This is a genomic window from Nostoc sp., assembly GCF_036917755.1.
Lineage (GTDB): Bacteria > Cyanobacteriota > Cyanobacteriia > Cyanobacteriales > Nostocaceae > Nostoc.
The window spans coordinates 41,038-59,893 of the sequence record NZ_JBALFC010000039.1; the positions used below are offsets into that span (position 1 = coordinate 41,038).

Here is an 18,856-nt window from a genome sequence, read left to right on the forward strand (position 1 = left end):
GCTTGATTGTGCTACTCTTGCAGACGCTACCGCGATCTTTCCATTCGCAATGACATTGTGTAATTAATTATGAGGATATTCAGTTAAAAAGTCGGTGAAAAAATATGTTTCAGGCTACTCGTCGCCGTCTTGCAATTTGGTACACTGCCGTCACTGCTGTATTACTACTACTGTTTGCCAGTGGCGTTTATTTATATGTTCGTAGTACCCTAATTGAGCGGATTGATGATACCCTTAACCATGTAGTGGAAATAGTCGAGCGATCTTTGGTGATTGAGCCAATCAACAACCATGCTGATCGATTCCGAATTAATGTAGAAGCTAGTTTTCGTGACAATACCGGCACTGTAGAAGATGACCACATTGACCTAGAGTGGTTTAGTCCAACTGGTAAGTTACTTTGGTCAACTTTATCCGAACCTTTAAATATTCCCATTCATGGCGATCGCACTGGTGAAACTGTGCGGGTAATCAAGGGAGATAGTGAAAATTCCCCACTCGCCACTCGCCACTCCCCACTGTTATTACGCCAAGTCACACAACGGGTAGAAGTGGGACGGCAAGTATTAGGATATCTGCGTGTTAGTCATCCCTGGTTTGAAGTCACTAAACCCAGTCGCCAGTTAATTTTTGATTTGGCGCTAGGTATTGGGTTAATGGTGCTTTCTGTTGGCGCCAGTGGCTGGTTTCTTTCGGGTAAAGCGATGAAACCTGTAGATGAGTCTTATCAACGCCTCAAACAATTTACTGCTGATGCTTCCCACGAACTTAGAAGTCCGATTACTTTGATTCAAACAAATGTGCAAGTTGCCCTTGCTGACTTGGATTTAGCAGAGACAGAAGCGACTACTTCTTTGCAGTATCGGCAACAGTTAAAGGTGGTGGAACGGTTAACGCAGCGTTTGGGTAAGTTAGTCAATGACTTACTGTTTTTAGCACGGCAGGATAGTGGTATTAGCAAAGATACTTTTTCAGCTTGTCCGATGGATGCTTTGCTGATGGAGGTGGTTGAAGAACAACAATTGTTAGTCTCTGAAAAAGAAATCGCCCTTTCTTTAGATTTAGTTGATCCTCCCGCATCCGAAACTAGCCCAGAATTACTGGAAAATTGGTTTACCCTTGTGGGCAATTGGGATCAACTGGTGCGGCTGTTTACAAATTTAATTGCTAACGCCTTGCATTACAGTCCAGCAGGTGGACGGGTGAAAGTTGAATTAGCGCGGATAGAGGGAATAAATCGCGTTTCTGGACTACGTTACACCAGCGCCCAATTGCAAATTAAAGTGAGTGATACCGGAGTTGGAATTCCAACAGAAGCACTACCACGCTTGTTTGACCGCTTTTATCGGGTAGATCCGGCACGTACTCATACAACTGGGAATACAGCAACAGCGATCGCTACTGGTTCAGGATTGGGATTAGCGATCGCTCAAGCTATTGTCGATCATCACCAGGGGCATATTCAAGTTGAAAGTACTCTTGGCAAGGGTACGACGTTTACTGTCACTTTACCAATAACTCTTGAGTCTTAATTCGGCAATAAATTTTTGTTTCCTGTGGTAGATGTAGAAAAGTAAATAAATTTATTACTTTATATAACAACAGTTGCAATATTTAGCCATTTATTGAATTCCTACAGTTTGATATTTCTACTCTTCCTGCTTTGTCGGAGTAGTTGTAAATACTGCTATTTTATTTTGGCAAATATGCATCTATCAAGAATAATATTTTGGAGGGTTAAATGCCAACTTCTTCCAGTGAGATCAAGGAAAAAGATATACCATTTTTAGAAAAAGTCAAGGCTGAAAGTGGTTTGCCTGATCTTTACGATGCCAGAGACATCACCGAAGTAGTATTCCGGGTAATGCGTGACCTGATGACTACAGAAGCTGCTGACCGAGTTGAGGAAGAACTGCAAAAACCAGCCGAAATCACCGATGATAAATCGCTGCAAATGGATATTGCAGACCTGTGGCACGATACAAATCCAATTGTCGGATTTTTAAGTCGAGTGCGTCCACCTTGGCAAGGTCCTGGCATCTTTAAAATTAATAGCGATCGCTTTTTATTTCGGGTGGCAAATGAAGGAGGAATGCCACCAAATGTAGAACGCGAACAGGTTGTTAAGGCGGTGTTTTCTGCTACTAAAGACGAATTATCGCCAGAACGAATTCAGGAAATTGCTAGCTGGCTACCTGATAAAGTTCGCCAACTTTGGGAAGAAGCTTAAAGAAGAATTCAGGAGTCAGAATTCAGAATTAATACTTCGGCAGGTCTTACCCCGTTTTACTTTAATGATGATACAAATACGTTGGTAGGGGCACAGCAATGCTGTGCCCCTACGAGAAATCTATATGTATCAGGGTTTGTGTGAAATGGTATTACCCTGAGCTTGTCGAAGGGGTCAGGGCAGGCGAAGCTCATGGCAATTAAATAAATTCTGAATTCTAGCTCTTGACTTGACTCCTGAATTCTGTTTTATTATTTTTTTTGGTTAATTTTGGGATTTATCACTAATGATTTAGCTTTTTCAGCCTTGAGGATAAAAAATTTATGTCTAACTTGAGATTATTTTCAAGCCTCTGGTTAGATACAAAAAATAGAGCCACTTGCTAAAGTTGGATATGTGAACTAATGAGTTAAACCTAATTTAATTTACTGCTTTAAAAAACATTTAAGAGAGAAAAATCAAGTTTTTCTAGGAGTCAATTATGAAGTCTCAAAAATTTCGCAAGTCCTCTGAGTTGTTTGGCGCTATTTGTGGGGGCTTACTGATTAGTCTGCCAGCAATTCCTCAAGCAATAGCACAACAATCTGCTCCCAAAGTTAACCCTTGTCCGAAGATTTTTTACGAAGAACCACATAATAATCAGGTTGTAGTGCCGCCGGGATGTCCTCCCAATGCGATAACACAAAGATTAGCTGCTCAAGGGCTTCTTCCTATCTCTGCTACGCCATCACAAAGCCAAAGTCAAGTTCCAGTTCCAACAGAACCAGGCGTCACATCACCAGTCCCAGCCCCTGGAGATCAAAATCAACAGCCGATACCAGAGGGGGATTCCAGTAACCAACCACCACAAACCCCGATCGCGACGATCGCACTAAATAATGGTAAAGTTAATGTCAGGTTTGTGAATGACACTGCGGCTAATATAACTTATCAAGTGATTGGCGATACGGCACCGCGATCGCTACAAGGTAACACAGATGTAATATTGCAAGCTTTAAACGCACCAGTAACGGTGACATTTCAACGAGATGATGGCGGACAGTTGCTAGTGACTCCACAAACCTCTTCAGAACCAGGAAGCTTAGAAGTTAAATTTAACGAAGCTACCGATGCAGCACAGGGTAGAAGTGCGATGAGAATTGAAAAAAACGGTTCAGTGTTCTTGAATTAATCAAGTTAGAGTCAGAGCGTGGGTTAAATTATATAGGACTTACGCAAAACAGTAGGGGCAATTCATGTAGCTTTAGCTGACCGCAGGGTATTGCCCCTACTTTCAAGGATGTAAAAGATTTTCGATGCCGTACTCCTACTTTCGCCGCAGCATTTTACTTACCTGCTCCAGCAATTGCGTTTCTTGTTTGCTGTCTTTCAATGTCCGCGCCAGTATAATCGCCCTTTCGTAAAAATTACGGGCAGTTAGGTAATTACCTTGCTGCTCGTATAATTTAGCGTAAGACTCAAAAGATTTTAATTCTTCTGGCAAATTTTGGAATTCTTCAGCGAGTGTTAAACGTTGTTCTAGTAAATCCAAAGCTCGTTCGTAGCGTCCTACAGCACTGTGAGCTTTAACTAAACCGTCAATTGCCCGTAATTCATTAGTGCGATCGCGGTTAGTTTTAGCTGTCTGCATTGCTACCCCATAAGTAGCAATGGTATCCTGATAATTTCTAGATGCTAAATAAGCATCTCCTAAATTATTTAGGGTATTTGCTTCACCGATGGCATCGCCAGTCTGACGACGGAAAATTAAAGCATTTTCATACAATTTAATCGCTCTGTTATAATCTCCCAACCTAGCTGCTACTAATCCCAAATTACTCAAAGATAGTCCTTCCCCTTCAATGTTTTTGACATTGTGAGCAATTGTGAGTGCATCTTCAACTGTTTTACCAGCAGCAGCAGATTCGCCTTGTTGCAGCAGAAATGTACCGATATTATTTAGCACAAAAATCTGAGATTGGAAGTCTTGAGTATCACGAGCGATCGCTAATCCTCGCCGTAAAGAATCTTCCACCTCTTTTAAACTACCTAGCTGGACATAAGCCTTAGCAAGCAAATTGTAAGTCTGACCTTGTGCTTTCAGGTCGCCAATTGAGTGATATAGTTTTAGTGCCCGTAAGCAAGACGTAATAGTTTTATCAGCATATCCTGAAGCGTATTGTTGTTGACCGATACCCAGTAAGCTGTCTGCTTCATCTCTTGATTGTCGCCCGACGGAACTATTTAAAGGGCGATGGAGTTGTTGCGTAATATCAACCGCACCCGCCGCGATCGGACTCAGCAAAAAAGTAAATAGTAAAATACTGTGTAAAAGTACCTGCGGAGGAGAAATCGCCCGCCAGTTACTACAACTCTGTTGAGATGAGCAACGCACTGGCTTACCGACACAAATTAAGCCTACCTTTTGCCTGGGAAATACAAGCCGTTGTTTCATAAAAATTACCCGTAAAGTTGCGGGTTTAAGCAGAAGGTCTAAGAAGAGGTTTTAAGTTTTTAAATTGAGTACAATCAATATACGCGTTTATACTTAAGCTAAGATTGACTTAAATCTTCCCCAAAGTATATGGCGCGAATATCTGTGGGTAATTTATCCTCTAACATACGATAGCCTTCCTGGAGAGAATTGGCTACTTCAGTAGGAGCGATCGCTTCTCCTTCGGCTTGCAGATAGGCAGCGATTCTAGTTTCGCTCCAGTGGAAAGTTTGAGCCATTAACACCATTAATCGTAAAACTGGTGGTAGTTGGTCTAACGCTTGTTCTACATAGCACCATAGTGGGGGCGAAGTCGCTTGCAGAGAATAATGAATTGCCTCTGTGGGTGGTAGTTTAATCTCGTTAATACAGAAAGCTGTCATATTAATTAACCAATTTTGCATGGTTAAGGCTTGCTCACCTGATTGAGAGTCTGTTAAATGTAGTCCACCGAGTTCGTAGTAAATATGCCGCCAGGTGAGCGCAAACAGATAATCTGCCTGCACAGGCGATCGCGCCGAATGCCGAATTAAGGTATAGACTATGGGACTATAGCGGCAAAAAATCACCGTAAAATACTTTCCTGCATCTGGATAACGCTGGAATAGAGTCAGTAGTTCATCGTCACTGTGATGAAACAGCGACTTCACCAGGGGGTGATTAGCTTCGCGAAAATGAGGAATTTGCATAAGCCTTTGAGTTGATAATTGTTAAAATAGTTTTGGGAATTGAACTCCCGTAGTTAATCGCATAATATCTTGGTGTTGCCCAGTTTATAGCCCAGACTCAGACTACTTGAGTATTGATAAACTAGAAACAAGGACTTAATTTTAGTCTTAATCGACAATCATAAAATCGGCTCACTTATAGAATCCTTATTTGTTCATGGTTATAGCGGTTAGTGTGATATCGTTCCTGCTCAGTCCCCTGACATTAGGCTCCTTTCTGCCTTCCCTGCCCTTAGATAGCCTATTTTCCACCCAAGGCATTATGGTAATGCTACTAGCAGCTTACGCTGGTGCCATGTGGATGTTCCTCACCAGTGCCCCAAAAGTACACACTGTAATGGTGTCAGATTTGGAGATTGCCCGACAGTTGTATGAAGGGCTGCTAGATTTGCCAGCAGCTGAGGTGCCATTGCACTACTACTACAACTACGAACAAACTATCGGCGCAACTGGCATTGATCCACTATATATGTCTACAGGGCCGAGCTTATCTAATAAAATGCTGAATAATGCCAATGATGGGCTGTGGTATCAATTGAAGAAAAATACCCAGCTACACATCATTACTGGCGCGAGTTTAGGTAGCAAAAATCAGCAACGCCACGTTTGTTTTGACCACGACTGCCTAGAAATGATTTTAATGCGAGTCGAAACGCGCGGTTTGAAATTTAAGATTCGTAACCAGAAGCCCCTGAATTTTTTGGTTAAGGACTATGAAGGGCGCGTTATTGAACTGGCTGAAGTAGCCAATTAGTCGTTAGATTTAAGATTATTTTAGGTTGGGTGGTGCGTAGTTTGCCGCCGTAGGCATCGCACTACCCAATATTTATTTATATAGTAGGTGAGGCGTAGCTTGCCGCCGTAGGCATCGCTCTACCATTGACTATCTGAAAAGCGCTATATTACGGCAAATATGATACTGGTTCCCCTAGATTGAAAAATCTAAACAAAACCCCACCTTTAAGTGGGGTTTTGTTTATCTAATTCTGCGTTTTACAGCAGATTTCAAGGAAAGTGAAGTACACAACGATTCGTCCCAAAGCGAGGTATAAACCCTGTTTTCCTTCTGAATTCTGAATTCTGAATTCTACTGTATATTTCATCACCAATTTTAGAATGTGAAGGTAGTACGTAGAGTGCCTACATATTCAGTGTCGTTATTGTTGTTGTTCTCTGGATTGAAGATTACCAACAAACCAGGGGTCACTTGAATATTATCGGAAAGCTTGAACTTGTAAAGACCCTCTAAGTGATAAGAGGTATTGTCGTCTAAGTTAGTATTGCCGGCGGCTGTTTTTATGCTGCCACCAGTGACTCTGGGTGGTTGACCAAAGATAATACCTAAGACGTTGCCTTCTCCACCAAAGTCTTTCAAAGCAAGTGAACCAGCCCAGTACCAAATATCTGCGTCTGCACCAGCATTAGCGCCAGTTATAGCATCGGCAGTTGTATAACCTCCCCAACCACTAATAGCCAACTTAGAGCCAAGTTGGAAGGTAGCCTCTACACCGTAGTTGTTGGATTCGGTACGACTGTTATTCCCAAAGGGATTGTTGGCAAATGTACTACCTGTACCTTGGAAAAGGTTATTGTTAACAGTATTGTTAACAAGATTAGTTTGATAAGTGCGGGCGTAGGTTAGACCAATATTAAAAGCTTTGCTGGGTTGGAAAGATAACTGACCAAAGATTGCGTTATCACCATCCAACAGGCCATTATTAAGGCTAGGGTCGTTAGCAGTCCTAGCTAAATAAGCACCGCTCAAGCTGATTGGGCCTTTAGGATTGAAGGTAACAGTTAAACCAGCGCCACCTTGACCCTGGCGATATATGGGGCTGAAACGTCCATAACGGGAGAGCGCACCTCTAGCAGAGCTAGCAAAGTCAGGGTTAAAGGTGTTGAGGTTTTCGTATAACTCACCACCAGTAGCATCAACTTTAACGCGCACTGCGTCACTAAAGTTGAAAGCATAGTTAATTTTATCGATCACAACAGAGTTGTTGTTATTACCGTCAAAGGCCAAGCGGGTCATGTTAGTACCGCTCACAGCAGCATTAGAAATGGTGTTGTTAGCATTCAGACGGATTTGCAACTGGTCTTTACCAGTAAAACTGCTGAACAAGTTCAAACGAACGCGGTCAGAAAAAGTGGTATTAGAATCTAAGTTTTGATTTGAATTACCAGCAGCAACTGCTCTATTTCCACCAAAAACATCAGATACGGCGAAAACCGCTTCCCCAACCAACTTGGTGGTAGTAGAGAACTGATTAGCTTCCAACTCCGAAGTGCGGGCTTCTAGTCCATCGACACGACCGCGCAAGGTTGCTAGTTCCGCAGAATATTCTTCTTGTAAGCGCTGTAAAGTAGCCAAGTCTTGTTTACTGACCAAATCGGCTGTAGCTGTAGCAATCAGTTCGTTAACCCGGTCTAAACAGGCATTCAAACCTGCGGCAAATTCATAACGGGTCATAGCACGGTTCCCGCGATAGGTACCGTTGGGATAACCTGCAATACAGCCGTAACGCTCAACTAGGGATTGTAAAGCTTGGAATGCCCAATCTGTAGGCTGCACATCTGAAAATTGCGAAACTGATGTTACCTGACCCATGTCGTTAGAATCTTGAGCTTCAGATAACTGGGCAACATTTGTTACCTGTTCGTTGACTTCAGCAGCTAAGGCACTATTTGCAGCGAAAAATGCAGCAGCTACAATAACCGGACTAACCTTAAAAAGATTCCAGAATTGTTTTGTCATGTTTTTACTCTCACTCACACCTACAATAATCCAATCCTGATAAAATGCTTTGAACACTTCCCTTTCGTGGATTCTACACACAATCACAGCAATGATTATACCTTTATCCTATGATTAATACAAGTCAATTAGCATACTGCTGAACTATAATTTTTAATTAATTTATTTGGTAAGGGCAAAATAATACGGCGTTTGTGACGTAAAACTGTTCCTTCTTCCTCCAACTGTTGTAGGAGCCGGGTAACTGTTACTCGTGTAGTATTTAACACTTCAGCAATATCTTGATGGGTAACATTTAGATCAATTAGCTTGCCCTTATCTACATCACGTCCAAATTTTTCACTTAACCAGACTAAAAACTGCGATAAGCGTAGCGAAATTGGTTTTCGATGCACAATGCTTAGGAGATCCTCTGCTTGTTGAATATGAGACAACAAAGCATTAATATTTTGATGCCACAAATGATGTGGCACAATGCTTACTTCCACCCCTGTGAGACATTCAATCTGGTAGGGCTTGACTCTAGACAAAGGATATCCAATCAGATCCCCCAGTCCCCAATAACCGAGAGTGATGAATGTTCCGTCTTCACTCCACGTTAAGGTACGAACTGCACCGCGATCAATACGCCAAAGCACGTCATTTTGAAGTGGAATTACTTCCCTACGGGTAAATATCTGCTGGGGTAATTGTCCGCTTAAAGCAGAGCTATTTGACACGTCAGAAGAGTTTGAAGTAGGACTTGTGGAATACATGATTAACCGTAACTACATAATTATCAGGGAATCTCGCTATTTACAATGATTAAGAAACTCTAATAATTTGTATCAAATTTTACCTATGTTTCTGAAGTGTATTGTTCTCAATCAGAGCTAGAGACTAACTCAAAATCTTTTCATGGAAACAACTTCTGGTTTGAGGTATCTATCAGTGAGATAGGGTGGAATTTTTCAGTTGTTTATCCGTTACTTTAATTGTGCAAGTTTAAGAATAGGTAAGCTTTTAGTAAAATATTTAGTTAACTTATTTTTAATTATTTAGTATTTTCTGAAGACTAAGTAAGTATGTATGTAGGCGCAAATAATTAGAAGATAGTAGGGTGGAATGGCGCTTACTTAACCTGGATTTAGATCCCCGACTTCTTAAAGAAGTCGGGGATCTAGGCAGCACGTCAATTAAGAGCGTTGACCAGTGACAATATATGCTACCCTTTGACCGATATTAGTGGCGTGATCTGCCATGCGTTCCAGGCAACGAATTGCCAGTGCTAGCAGTATAATTGGCTCGACGACACCAGGCACATCCCGTTGTTGGGCTAAAGTCTGATAAACGCGATCGTAAGCATCGTCTACGGTATCATCTAGGTGCTTTAAACGGCGTCCACCGGCTTCATCGAAATCTCCCAAAGCCTTTAAGCTAGTTGCTAGCATCGCCTGTGCGTGAAGGGACATAGCTTCAATGTCTGGCAAAGACGTATGAGGCGGATAAGGAAAAATTTTAATCGCAATCTCAGCTAAATCCTCAGCATAATCGCCAATGCGCTCTAAGTCTCGCACCAACTGCATAAAGGCACTCAAGCAGCGCAAATCTTGAGCCGTAGGGTCTTGCAGCGTCATAATCGCCGTACAGTCTGATTCTATTTGTCTATAAAAGCGATCAATTTTTTTATCTAATCGGGGAAGTTCCCCAGCTGCTGTTAAGTTACGAGCAAATAACGCTTGGTGAGTGAGGCGAAATGATTGTTCTACCAAAGCACCCATGCATAATACATCCCGTTCTAAGCGCCTAATGGCGCGTGCGAGTTGGGGTCTTTGAGGATTGGGACTATAATCGATAGCTTTCACACTTACTTGTTGTCTCAAAGGTGAAGATATTATTAACTATAGTCTTGGCTTAGGGAGTTTGCCATAACTTCACGAAATTGGAGTTGCATCCACGCACCGCCAGTTTCTGGATGGTTCATAGCTTTGATTGAACCACCGTGAGCGATCAGAATTTGCTCAACGATCGCTAAACCTAACCCATTTCCAACGATCGCGCCTATGGAGTTACTATCTTGGGGGGAATGCGATCGCGCTTTATCTCCTCGGTAAAATCGCTCAAAAACGTGGGGTAAATCTGCCTCAGAAAACCCGACTCCAGAATCAATAAGATTTATTTCGATAATTGGGGAAGCAGCATTGCTCCCATTATTCGTTGATAGAATTTTTGCTTGGACTTCAATGCTTGTACCAGGAGGACTGTACTTAATGCTATTGTCTAGCAAGTTGAGAAAAACCTGGTAAATACGGGCTTTATCTGCCTTAATCCACAGATTTTCTGGGCCCGAATAAGAAAAAGACAAATGTTGGCGCCCTGCCAAGGGTTCTAGTGTTTCCCAAACAGATGCAATCAGCGATCGCAATTCTACAGTTTTGGCTTGCAATTGGATGTTTGGGTTTGCTTCCATTTGCGTAAGTTCTAACCAGCTTTGCACCAAGCTAATCAGTCGGTCAACTTCTTGCATTAGGCGGTTAACCCAGCGATTTAAAGGTGGTTCCAAACGGTTTTGTAAAGTTTCCACAACTAAGCGAATCGAAGTCAAGGGCGTTCTGAGTTCGTGTGCTAGATCAGAAAAAGAGCGATCGCGTACTTGATTTATATCTAATAGGGGTTGACGATTTTCTAAAAAGACTCCCACTTGTCCATTGGGTAAAGGCAAGCTAGACGCCCGCAAAGCCAGAGATTTTATTGTTGGCATCTCTGCCGCATCCTCACAAGATGGATGAAATACCCATTCTCCCTTCTGTGGTTTTTGCGAATCACGAGTTTGCTCAATTAAATGGTCAAGTTCGTAAGACCGTACCAATTCTAGTAACAAACGCACCTGTTCTGGTTGCCACCTTTGCAGATACAAAATTTCCTGTGCCTGTCGATTACACCACAGCAGTTGATTTTCCTCATCCACCTGCAAATATCCCACTGGTGCAAAATCGAGCAGGTCTTGGTAAGTTTGCAAGGACTGCTGCAAATCTTGCCGTTGCTGTTTCACCAGCGCTATTTCCTGCCGCAGCCCAGGAATCAGCAACAGTCGCATCTTGTAAAGATGCGAGGTTAACGGCCGGAGTAAGCGCCCCAGGTAGCGGTGAAGTTGAACCTGCTGCCAAACCCAAAACCCAATGCCTACCGCTAAACCCAGAAAAAATCCCAATAAGAGCATTTGAGTTGTTAGTTTCTTGGTGACTAGTGAACTACCCCACCCAGCAAGTAGGCTGAGGGAGGGGCTTCTGTAATCACGGGGGAGTGCCACTACTATAGACTTTCGCCCAAGACTAGGACTTACCTCCCCTCCTACAGCAGAGACGGCTGAACATAGGAGCCTTTATCATTCTGATGCCCTCTGCCCTAATATTCGCTGCCGCGTTCCCATCCCGCCAATGATGAGTATTGCATTGTGGACAAGTCCATTCACGGACATCCAACGGCATCTCACTGACTTGGTAAAAGCAATTAGACTTATGTTTTAAATCAATTCCAGATGTAATCCTCATCCCCCGCTATTCATCCCCAAGAGTATGAGTCCATTGAGGGTGGAGATGAATAGCGTACCGTTAAATGTCATGTTAAACCACTGCTTTTTATTGTAATATAGCGGTTCTCGAATGGAAAATACACTTTGACCTCTCTCCTTTTAGGAGAGAGGCTTTAAATCTTACTCCCCAACGCTACAAGGGTTGGGGCTGTTCTTGTTAGGTCTGTATTGCACTCAACTGGAGAAGCGCTATAGATAAATAGCCCTACCCGAAGTTGATAGTCATTTTGCCTTATGAGCTTGGTTGCTGATCGGGAAACATACACTTATCAGAGTCACAACCACTAGGGCCAGCCTCAGCCATTTCGCCGGAATCGTAGCGGCTTAAGACTGCACAGAAATCATCTGTTTTGCGCCGTGCTTTCACCTCTTGATTCAAGCGATCGTAGGTTGGTTTGTCTATTGGTTCAAATGGTAAACGTGGGAATGATTGCAGATCGTCAAAACGGGCTAAAAGAGCGGCTGAAATATATCCCTGATCATTCTGGATAGTTTCGTAGATACGCTGTCCCAAAGGTTCGATTTCATCAGAGCGAAGTTCCAAAGTAGCTGATGTGTTGTGAGTCACATACCAACGTTGAACCTGAAGGACAAAATCAAATTGGGCTAAAACTGAAAACTTAGAAACATCAATTTCATCAGCCCCTGGTAAATCAGCCCAAGATACAGAAACAGGGATTTCTACTAACCATTCACTTACTCGTGAATCAAAGGGATCGTTGAGCAAATTGCCCTGTTCATCTTTGTCAGATTGAGAGGGAATGACGTTGTAACCATAGTCAATACAAGCTAAGGCTACTGGGTCATTTTTGCCGAAGGTAATGCGGCGAATAAATCTTTGGGCTTTCGGGGGATGCCATCCTGAACTAGCATTAGTTAATAAAGCCTTGGTGCCACTGGGTTGGACTGTGGTACAGCGATTTGGACGTTTGAGATTGTGGCGATCGCAATAATCCCAAACAACCCGATGTACAATATCTCTCCAGGAACTTAGATATTTTTCTTCCTGACGTTTGAAAGCTAATCCTTGTGCAGTCGCAGGTCTTCCTGCTTCCCACCAGCGCAGCCAATCAACACCAAAAGCATGGACAAAGAAATCAAATAAACCTGTAAAAGAAACTCCCACAATCGGGTCTAATTCACGGCTGTATTGATAGCGTGGTTCCAGGAATTTGTGATTTAAAAGTGCTGCTACAGATAACGCCCCAGCAGTGAAAGCCTCCTCTTGTTCTTTGTAGTTATGTGGGTCGATTTGATTAAGGTGAACCTCAGACAAATTACAATTGCCAGTTAAAGTATTACCAAACACTCCTTTGTGATATTCCGGTTCATTGAAGCAATAAGTATCGTGTAAACCTGGCAATTCTTCCACACTTCTGACTATTTGCCATTTACCTTTGTATTTGGTATCACACCCTTTGCTCACATCCAAACGCTGGCAAGGAATTTGTTTACAGTCAGTGATTTGCAAGTAGTACAAATCTTGACTGCGAACACCATAATTAGTTACTGACCCTTGATGAGCTAAAAGATTTAAAGAAGAACGGATACCGCATTTAGTTAGTAATAACTGCACTCGATACGCACGTTCGTAATCAGAGATGTAAATCCTAATGCCATTGCTATGTGTATTTGTGCCATCTGTATCCGCTAAACCAGCGATAAAGTGTAAAATGGCTTGGCGATTCCAACTAGCAATTACATTCAGTGACTCTGGATTTGTTTTTAAACTCTTTAAAAATTCTCCAGAAAAACCTAAGTCTGTTACATCTTTAAAAGTCGGTAAGTAGTCATAGTTTCTTTCACCAGACTTACTTCCGATTACAGATAAAGCTGCTTTCTGTTTATAGAGTCTAACTTTGGCATTACCATTTTGGTCTGTAGTTCCATCTCCTACAGCTATCCCCAAAGTATAGGCATAGCTTCGATCGATATTTAATCCATCTTCATACTGAATAGTAAAAGGCTCAGTATGAATGGCATATCTACTAACGTCCATCAAATCCTTAGTTTGCACTTCTTTGTATTCTTGATCAAATCTATCTTTGACAAAGAAGCGATGATATGCGGTTGCATCTAAATAAGTACCATCTGCAAATTTGACTCTATACAGATGGCGCTCGCTACCAGTTTTAAATGGTGTTACTTGACTCCATTTTTGACCATTCCAAACCTCAATTTCATCTCCAATAACATCTTTGATTTTATGCATTCCATCTCTAGTGATGAGCAAGGTATTACCACTCACACAATGGAAGTTGGCGCCAATTATCTCGCCACAATTGTGTGCAACAATTCCATTAGCATCAAATCGAGAAACTGCTGGTACAGTACAGTCATAAACTGCTTCTAAACCATCTGGCACAATTTCCTTGATTTTAACGGAAAAACGCTCACGGTTTAGTTTTCGTTTGTATCCACTGCATAATTCTTGTAAGCGTGCAGCTTTTTTAGGCTCCTGAAATCCCACAATTTTGTGGAAATAATAGATATTATCATTGGAGATAACAAGCTCATGCTGTGCCTTACAAAAATATAAGGCTGGTTCACGACTACTATCAGGAAGATGACGATAGCTTTCAGTACGACGCTCTTGATAAATCGTTGAAATAATGCCCAACCGCGCCAGCATCCTTTGAACAATGTTCAAGGTTTCAAGATTGCTTTGTGCCAGTCTGACACTAACACCTTTTTGTTGATTATCTTGTACACTTCCATCAGCATCGAACAAGCCACGCAAAAAACCACGATAAAACTCATAGCTGGCTTGCTCAATTTTGTCTGTTGGTATTTTGTGTTCTAAAGTAACACCATAATCTGCTGTCAATCGAGCCAAGCCTGATGAGCTGATAACTCGATGTTTTAGCTGTTGATGGTAGCATCCAGATTCTGTGGAACTGGGAAAATTAACAGCATTTTTGAGTAAGGTAACAGCATATTTTCCCATTTCGTCTTGGGTATCTTCCCAATATCGGAGATAGGCTGTTTTACCCCATTGTGTTGATGCAATGCTTCTATCACCAATCAGATTGCCAAGCAACCAGCCTTCATCAAAAGTACCAAAACTATCCCAAGGTTGAACCCCACGATGGTTATGAACCAAAATATAGTCACCAGGGATCAAATCTTGAGTTTCTACCCACTCAGAGTATTGCTTTTTCTGTGTTTGAGCAGTCACTTTGAGTAGCTGATGATTTCCGGTTAAACGTAATTCATAGCCCTCTTGAGTGATAACTTTAAATACAGGCTTGACTCCCGTAAACCAAAAGCCATCGGTTGTAGTGCTGAATAATTCTCCATTGACATATACGCTCAACTGTCTGCCTATCAAGTCTTTAACTTGTCGCGCACCTTGTTCAGTGTGAATCCAAGTGTCAGCAGTAATGCATGGATTTAAACCGTAGCGAGCTAAACGATGTTCTAACTCATTAGCATCAAGATTGGAATTGTGTTCCTGTAACCACTGTTTTGCTGTTCCTTGTTCATAAGCTTGCAAAAATTCAACTTTCAGAGCTTGTGTTGGTAGCAAATCAATGTTCGATCGCGCTACAGCTTCACCAGCCCATTGAATTGCTCCCTCGCCACTATAATACTGTTTGCGGACGGCATCAATACATTCTTCTAAGGTCGGCTTGCGGTGAAAAACTCTGGTATGGTTTGCCATTCTTAGAGCATCGCGCTCTGGATCAATTCGCCAGTTGCCATTTTCATCTTGCTGCCATAAGTTATCTTTGGCGGTGGCTGCTAGGCGATCGCCAGAATCAAACTGACGCATCCCCGCACTTCTTCGGATATTCCCAGCAACAATTGTTACAGCGCCTTGATCGATTAACAAACAGCATTCAACTGAATTTAATTGTCGTCCTACAGCTTTATTCAGGATGGAGGCGCAACGCTGATAAAGTCCGGGTAATTTCACCGGATTAGCAACTCCTCCAAAGCCGTTAAGAGTTTCTCCGGCTTTGCGGACATCGCTGATATCAACTATTACTTCAACTTCTGTTGAAAATTGTTCATTAGTGGAGAGTTCCAACAAGGTTTGATATGATTCAACCCAACCTTCACGGCTATCTCCAACGTGAATAGTGACGCTGTTGCCTTCTATATGAGTTTCAGTATATTCACGCCGATTTTGTTGAGGAGTGCTGCCAATTTCACCTTGTACAGTGACATTCAGATGATTACGGATGGGGGGTAACTTGTTAATGAATTGTGGTTCTAGGACGGCTCCGGTGCCACAGCCCATCATTGCCAAATCCATCATTAATCCGAAGGCACTCCAGTCTTCGAGATTGGTAGAGGTACAATTATAAGCGCCGGAAAAGTTCTTTGGTTTGCTTATCCAGTCTGTACCACCAACCCATAGCCAGCGTCCACTGGGCATAGCTTTCAAGTTGCGCTGCATCTGATCGAGTATGGCAGCTTCTTGTTGAGTTAGCTTCCCTAGCTTGATTAAGCTGAGTAGAGTGCGATCGCACACCTCATCCCATGTTTCCCTTAGTCCCGCCTTTGTACGGCGGCTATAGGTTCTAAAAAATACGGGATTAGCAGCCGGTGCAGTTTCGGGAAACTTTGCACTCTGGCGTTTTCTTTCGAGTTCTCGAACCATATATTAGGTGTCTTGCGTTCTTGTTGCGTGCGGACAGATTATGACTATACGCCAAGTAGTTTTAGTATTAAAGATTGTCAAATTGTCCACTTTACGCTAGGGATAGACCGTAATATTTGCAACAAAAATTTATGATGTATAATGTCTCTCACCCTTGGATAGAATCTCAATATTGAGTCTTAATAAGCACCGAGAATTACCCAAAAACCTCACCCTGTCCTAACGAACATCCCTCTCCTTACCAAGGAGAGGGACAGGTTTTGCGTAGCATAACCAGGGTGAGGTTTCTTTGGCCTTGTGTGTACACGCTAGCCTAAGAAGGCAGGGGTTCCGTGAGAGGTCAGAAAAACTTAGAGATCGCATTATGATCAAATTATTCAGAGAATCGGTAAATTCATCATGTTAGAGTACGATCCATTAGCTTGCTTGCCCTCTTCTGAGGAGCTGCCAGACTCTGACGATACTCCTGTGGATAATGAATTACAAGATTTGATTCCCGGTTTACTCAAAGCTATATTGGCTATGGCTTGGGCAGACCGGATGGATTGGTTTTTTGGCGTTGATATGGGTATTTATTATCACCCAGATTTACCGGCGATAGTACCAGATGGGTTTTTGAGTCTGGGCGTTGAGCGATTTTATGATGAAAACCTCCGCCCCAGTTATGTGCTTTGGGAAGAGAGGAGAGTCCCAATATTAGCGCTGGAAGTGGTATCTCAAAAATATCGCGGTGAATACTCGACTAAGAAGCAAGAGTATGCAAAGCTAGGGATTTTATATTATGTAGTCTACAACCCGACTCGTCGCCGCAAAGCCCGATTAGAAGTTTACAAGTTGGTTAATAATCTCTATCAATTACAAGATGGAAATCCCCTTTGGCTACCAGAGATTAGTTTAGGAATTGGTATGGAACGGGGAACTTATTTAGGCATTCCGCGCGAGTGGTTATATTGGTATAATCAGCAAGGGGAAAGGCTTTTAACACCAGAAGAACAGGTAAAACAAGCCCAACAACGCGCCCAATTATTAGCAGAAAGGTTGCGATCGCTCGGTGTAGATCCTGATTCTGTTTGAATTCCTCTAAGAAACCAGTGCTGCTTCTGCAAAGGAAGCAGATGTCGCTTTTTAAACATCCTCTCAGCAATCAAATCAGAGAATCAGCTATTTCTTGAAGTTTCATCTCTAATTTATTATCATCTGTTTCTTGTCTCCATCTAAGTTGTGAGCAATTTCTGGAGTGTGACTAAACGTTTTACTAATTTGGGAATGCTTAATTTCTGATTGAGTGCGAAAAATTTACCTTCTGGTTCTGCATCTTGGGGACGATTTTCTAAAACACATGCGAGGCTGTGATAAAAGGTTTTTATCTCATCTTTTTCTTTTGTCCACTGGCGATTTTGAGGATTTCTATCTTCTGCACCCAATCCCGGAAATGCGATCGCATCTGTACCTGTTAAACTAGAACTCTCACCTATCCAGTTGACAGCAGTCCACCCACGAGAAAGTTTGCGCGTTTCTAATTGCTACGGCTAAAGGAATACTTTCTTTGAGAAATTCTTGAATATATTTAGCTGGTTCAGCAGGAGGAATATCGGCAAAAAATTGTATATTTTCTTGTGTCAATATTCCAAATGTGCGCTTAACTTTGGTAATTGTGAATTGATTGTATACCATTATTAAAATTTAAGTTTATAAGAAGAATTTAGAACTCAGGAGTCAGAATTCAGAATTGAATTCTGTACGAGTGGATGATGAATATTGGTTAAAACCTCGCCCCTGGTGGGCGGAAAAAATTAAAATATTCTCGCCTTAAAACTCTATCATTTTATGGGTAGAGTATTCTGAATTCTGTATTCTGACTCCTGTTTTATCACTTCTACTTAACCCAATCTAGGGAGATCAGAAATTGTGCTGCGAAACTCGACAGAACACTAATTGAAGTTAAACGAGTAGAAAGCCAAATTCAATCATATTACATACACACAAAAACCCTGAAACCCTTAGACAGCAGGACATCGAGGGGGTCAACGAGATAATAGGCATTTCCAGCTTTTGCCGACCCCCTCGCAGAACTATTAGGGGAAGCTCAAAAATTCCTCATTCGCGTCAGTTTTACCCCACCCTAACCCTCCCCTTGGAAAGGGGAGGGGACTAGATTCCTGTTTCCCTCCTTTCTAAGCTACGGTTTACACACAAGTCGGAAAAACTTCTCCACCAAAGATTTGCGGTGAAGCAGCGCTGCGGGAGGGTTTCCCTCCGCAGGCGACTGCTGAACCCGAAGGGTGCGTTACGCTGGCGTGACAAAGCTAAATTTTTGCAATCATGGCGATGCCTACGGCTGGCTACGCCTACGCATTTGTTATTTCGGCGAACTCATTTGTTATTTCGGCGAACCCATTTGTTATTTCGGCGAACCCATTTGTTATTTCGGCGAACCCATTTGTTATTTCGGCGAACCCATTTGTTATTTCGGCGAACCCATTTGTTATT

At 42.3% G+C, this 18,856-nt stretch carries 14 protein-coding genes and 1 pseudogene; 5 read left to right on the forward strand and 10 right to left on the reverse strand.

The features are described 5' to 3' along the window. Positions 1-104 precede the first annotated feature (104 nt). The 3 genes from V7L05_RS10375 to V7L05_RS10385 all read left to right on the forward strand — a co-directional run bounded on the left by V7L05_RS10375 (position 105) and on the right by V7L05_RS10385 (position 3,401). Positions 105-1,532, forward strand: coding sequence for a sensor histidine kinase (locus V7L05_RS10375; protein WP_335164080.1), 1,428 nt, complete (start codon positions 105-107; stop codon positions 1,530-1,532). A 209-nt stretch (positions 1,533-1,741) separates the two neighbouring features. Continuing rightward, complete coding sequence (locus V7L05_RS10380; protein WP_334951674.1) at positions 1,742-2,230, forward strand: DUF2267 domain-containing protein; 489 nt, start codon at positions 1,742-1,744, stop codon at positions 2,228-2,230. 481 nt (positions 2,231-2,711) lie between these two features. Beyond that, the gene (locus tag V7L05_RS10385; RefSeq protein WP_335164081.1) at positions 2,712-3,401 is read left to right on the forward strand and encodes a hypothetical protein; all 690 of its coding nucleotides are present in this window, start codon (positions 2,712-2,714) and stop codon (positions 3,399-3,401) included. Positions 3,402-3,536: 135 nt separating this feature from the next. On the opposite strand, the gene V7L05_RS10390 is transcribed toward V7L05_RS10385, so the two are convergent. Both V7L05_RS10390 and V7L05_RS10395 read right to left on the reverse strand, forming a co-directional pair. Further along, positions 3,537-4,664 (reverse strand): tetratricopeptide repeat protein, encoded by a 1,128-nt coding sequence (locus tag V7L05_RS10390; protein ID WP_335164082.1) that lies wholly within the window; start codon positions 4,662-4,664, stop codon positions 3,537-3,539. 98 nt (positions 4,665-4,762) lie between these two features. After that, the gene (locus tag V7L05_RS10395) at positions 4,763-5,392 is read right to left on the reverse strand and encodes a sigma-70 family RNA polymerase sigma factor (RefSeq protein WP_335164083.1); all 630 of its coding nucleotides are present in this window, start codon (positions 5,390-5,392) and stop codon (positions 4,763-4,765) included. Positions 5,393-5,588: 196 nt separating this feature from the next. On the opposite strand from V7L05_RS10395, the gene V7L05_RS10400 reads away from it, so the two are divergent. Continuing rightward, positions 5,589-6,185, forward strand: a complete 597-nt coding sequence (locus V7L05_RS10400; RefSeq protein ID WP_334951678.1) for a glyoxalase-like domain protein — start codon at positions 5,589-5,591, stop codon at positions 6,183-6,185. 357 nt (positions 6,186-6,542) lie between these two features. Here the strand turns inward: V7L05_RS10400 and V7L05_RS10405 are convergent, their stop codons facing one another. From V7L05_RS10405 to nrdJ, 6 genes and pseudogenes are all read right to left on the reverse strand, one after another. Next, complete coding sequence (locus tag V7L05_RS10405; protein ID WP_335164084.1) at positions 6,543-8,186, reverse strand: iron uptake porin; 1,644 nt, start codon at positions 8,184-8,186, stop codon at positions 6,543-6,545. A gap of 128 nt (positions 8,187-8,314) precedes the next feature. Next, on the reverse strand, positions 8,315-8,941 hold the full coding sequence (locus V7L05_RS10410) for a Crp/Fnr family transcriptional regulator (protein ID WP_335164085.1): 627 nt from the start codon (positions 8,939-8,941) through the stop codon (positions 8,315-8,317). A 420-nt stretch (positions 8,942-9,361) separates the two neighbouring features. After that, complete coding sequence (gene phoU / locus V7L05_RS10415; RefSeq protein WP_335164086.1) at positions 9,362-10,030, reverse strand: phosphate signaling complex protein PhoU; 669 nt, start codon at positions 10,028-10,030, stop codon at positions 9,362-9,364. 32 nt (positions 10,031-10,062) lie between these two features. Then, a complete protein-coding gene (locus tag V7L05_RS10420; RefSeq protein ID WP_335164092.1) occupies positions 10,063-11,385 on the reverse strand; it encodes a sensor histidine kinase in 1,323 nt (440 codons plus the stop codon). Between the two features lie 23 nt (positions 11,386-11,408). Then, positions 11,409-11,680, reverse strand: a pseudogene (locus tag V7L05_RS10425) (zinc ribbon domain-containing protein); the annotation flags it as partial. Between the two features lie 309 nt (positions 11,681-11,989). Continuing rightward, complete coding sequence (nrdJ, locus tag V7L05_RS10430; RefSeq protein ID WP_335164087.1) at positions 11,990-16,366, reverse strand: ribonucleoside-triphosphate reductase, adenosylcobalamin-dependent; 4,377 nt, start codon at positions 16,364-16,366, stop codon at positions 11,990-11,992. A 399-nt stretch (positions 16,367-16,765) separates the two neighbouring features. Between nrdJ and V7L05_RS10435 the strand changes: the two genes are divergently transcribed. Further along, positions 16,766-17,440 carry a Uma2 family endonuclease gene (locus V7L05_RS10435; protein WP_335164088.1) on the forward strand — a complete coding sequence of 225 codons (675 nt, stop codon included), beginning with the start codon at positions 16,766-16,768 and terminating at the stop codon, positions 17,438-17,440. Positions 17,441-17,580: 140 nt separating this feature from the next. Here the strand turns inward: V7L05_RS10435 and V7L05_RS10440 are convergent, their stop codons facing one another. Together V7L05_RS10440 and V7L05_RS10445 are read right to left on the reverse strand one after the other, a co-directional pair. Further along, entirely contained in the window at positions 17,581-17,790 is a 210-nt protein-coding gene (locus V7L05_RS10440; RefSeq protein WP_442937851.1) for a hypothetical protein, read from the reverse strand. Positions 17,791-17,833: 43 nt separating this feature from the next. After that, on the reverse strand, positions 17,834-18,040 hold the full coding sequence (locus V7L05_RS10445) for a hypothetical protein (protein WP_335164089.1): 207 nt from the start codon (positions 18,038-18,040) through the stop codon (positions 17,834-17,836). Positions 18,041-18,856: the final 816 nt, after the last annotated feature.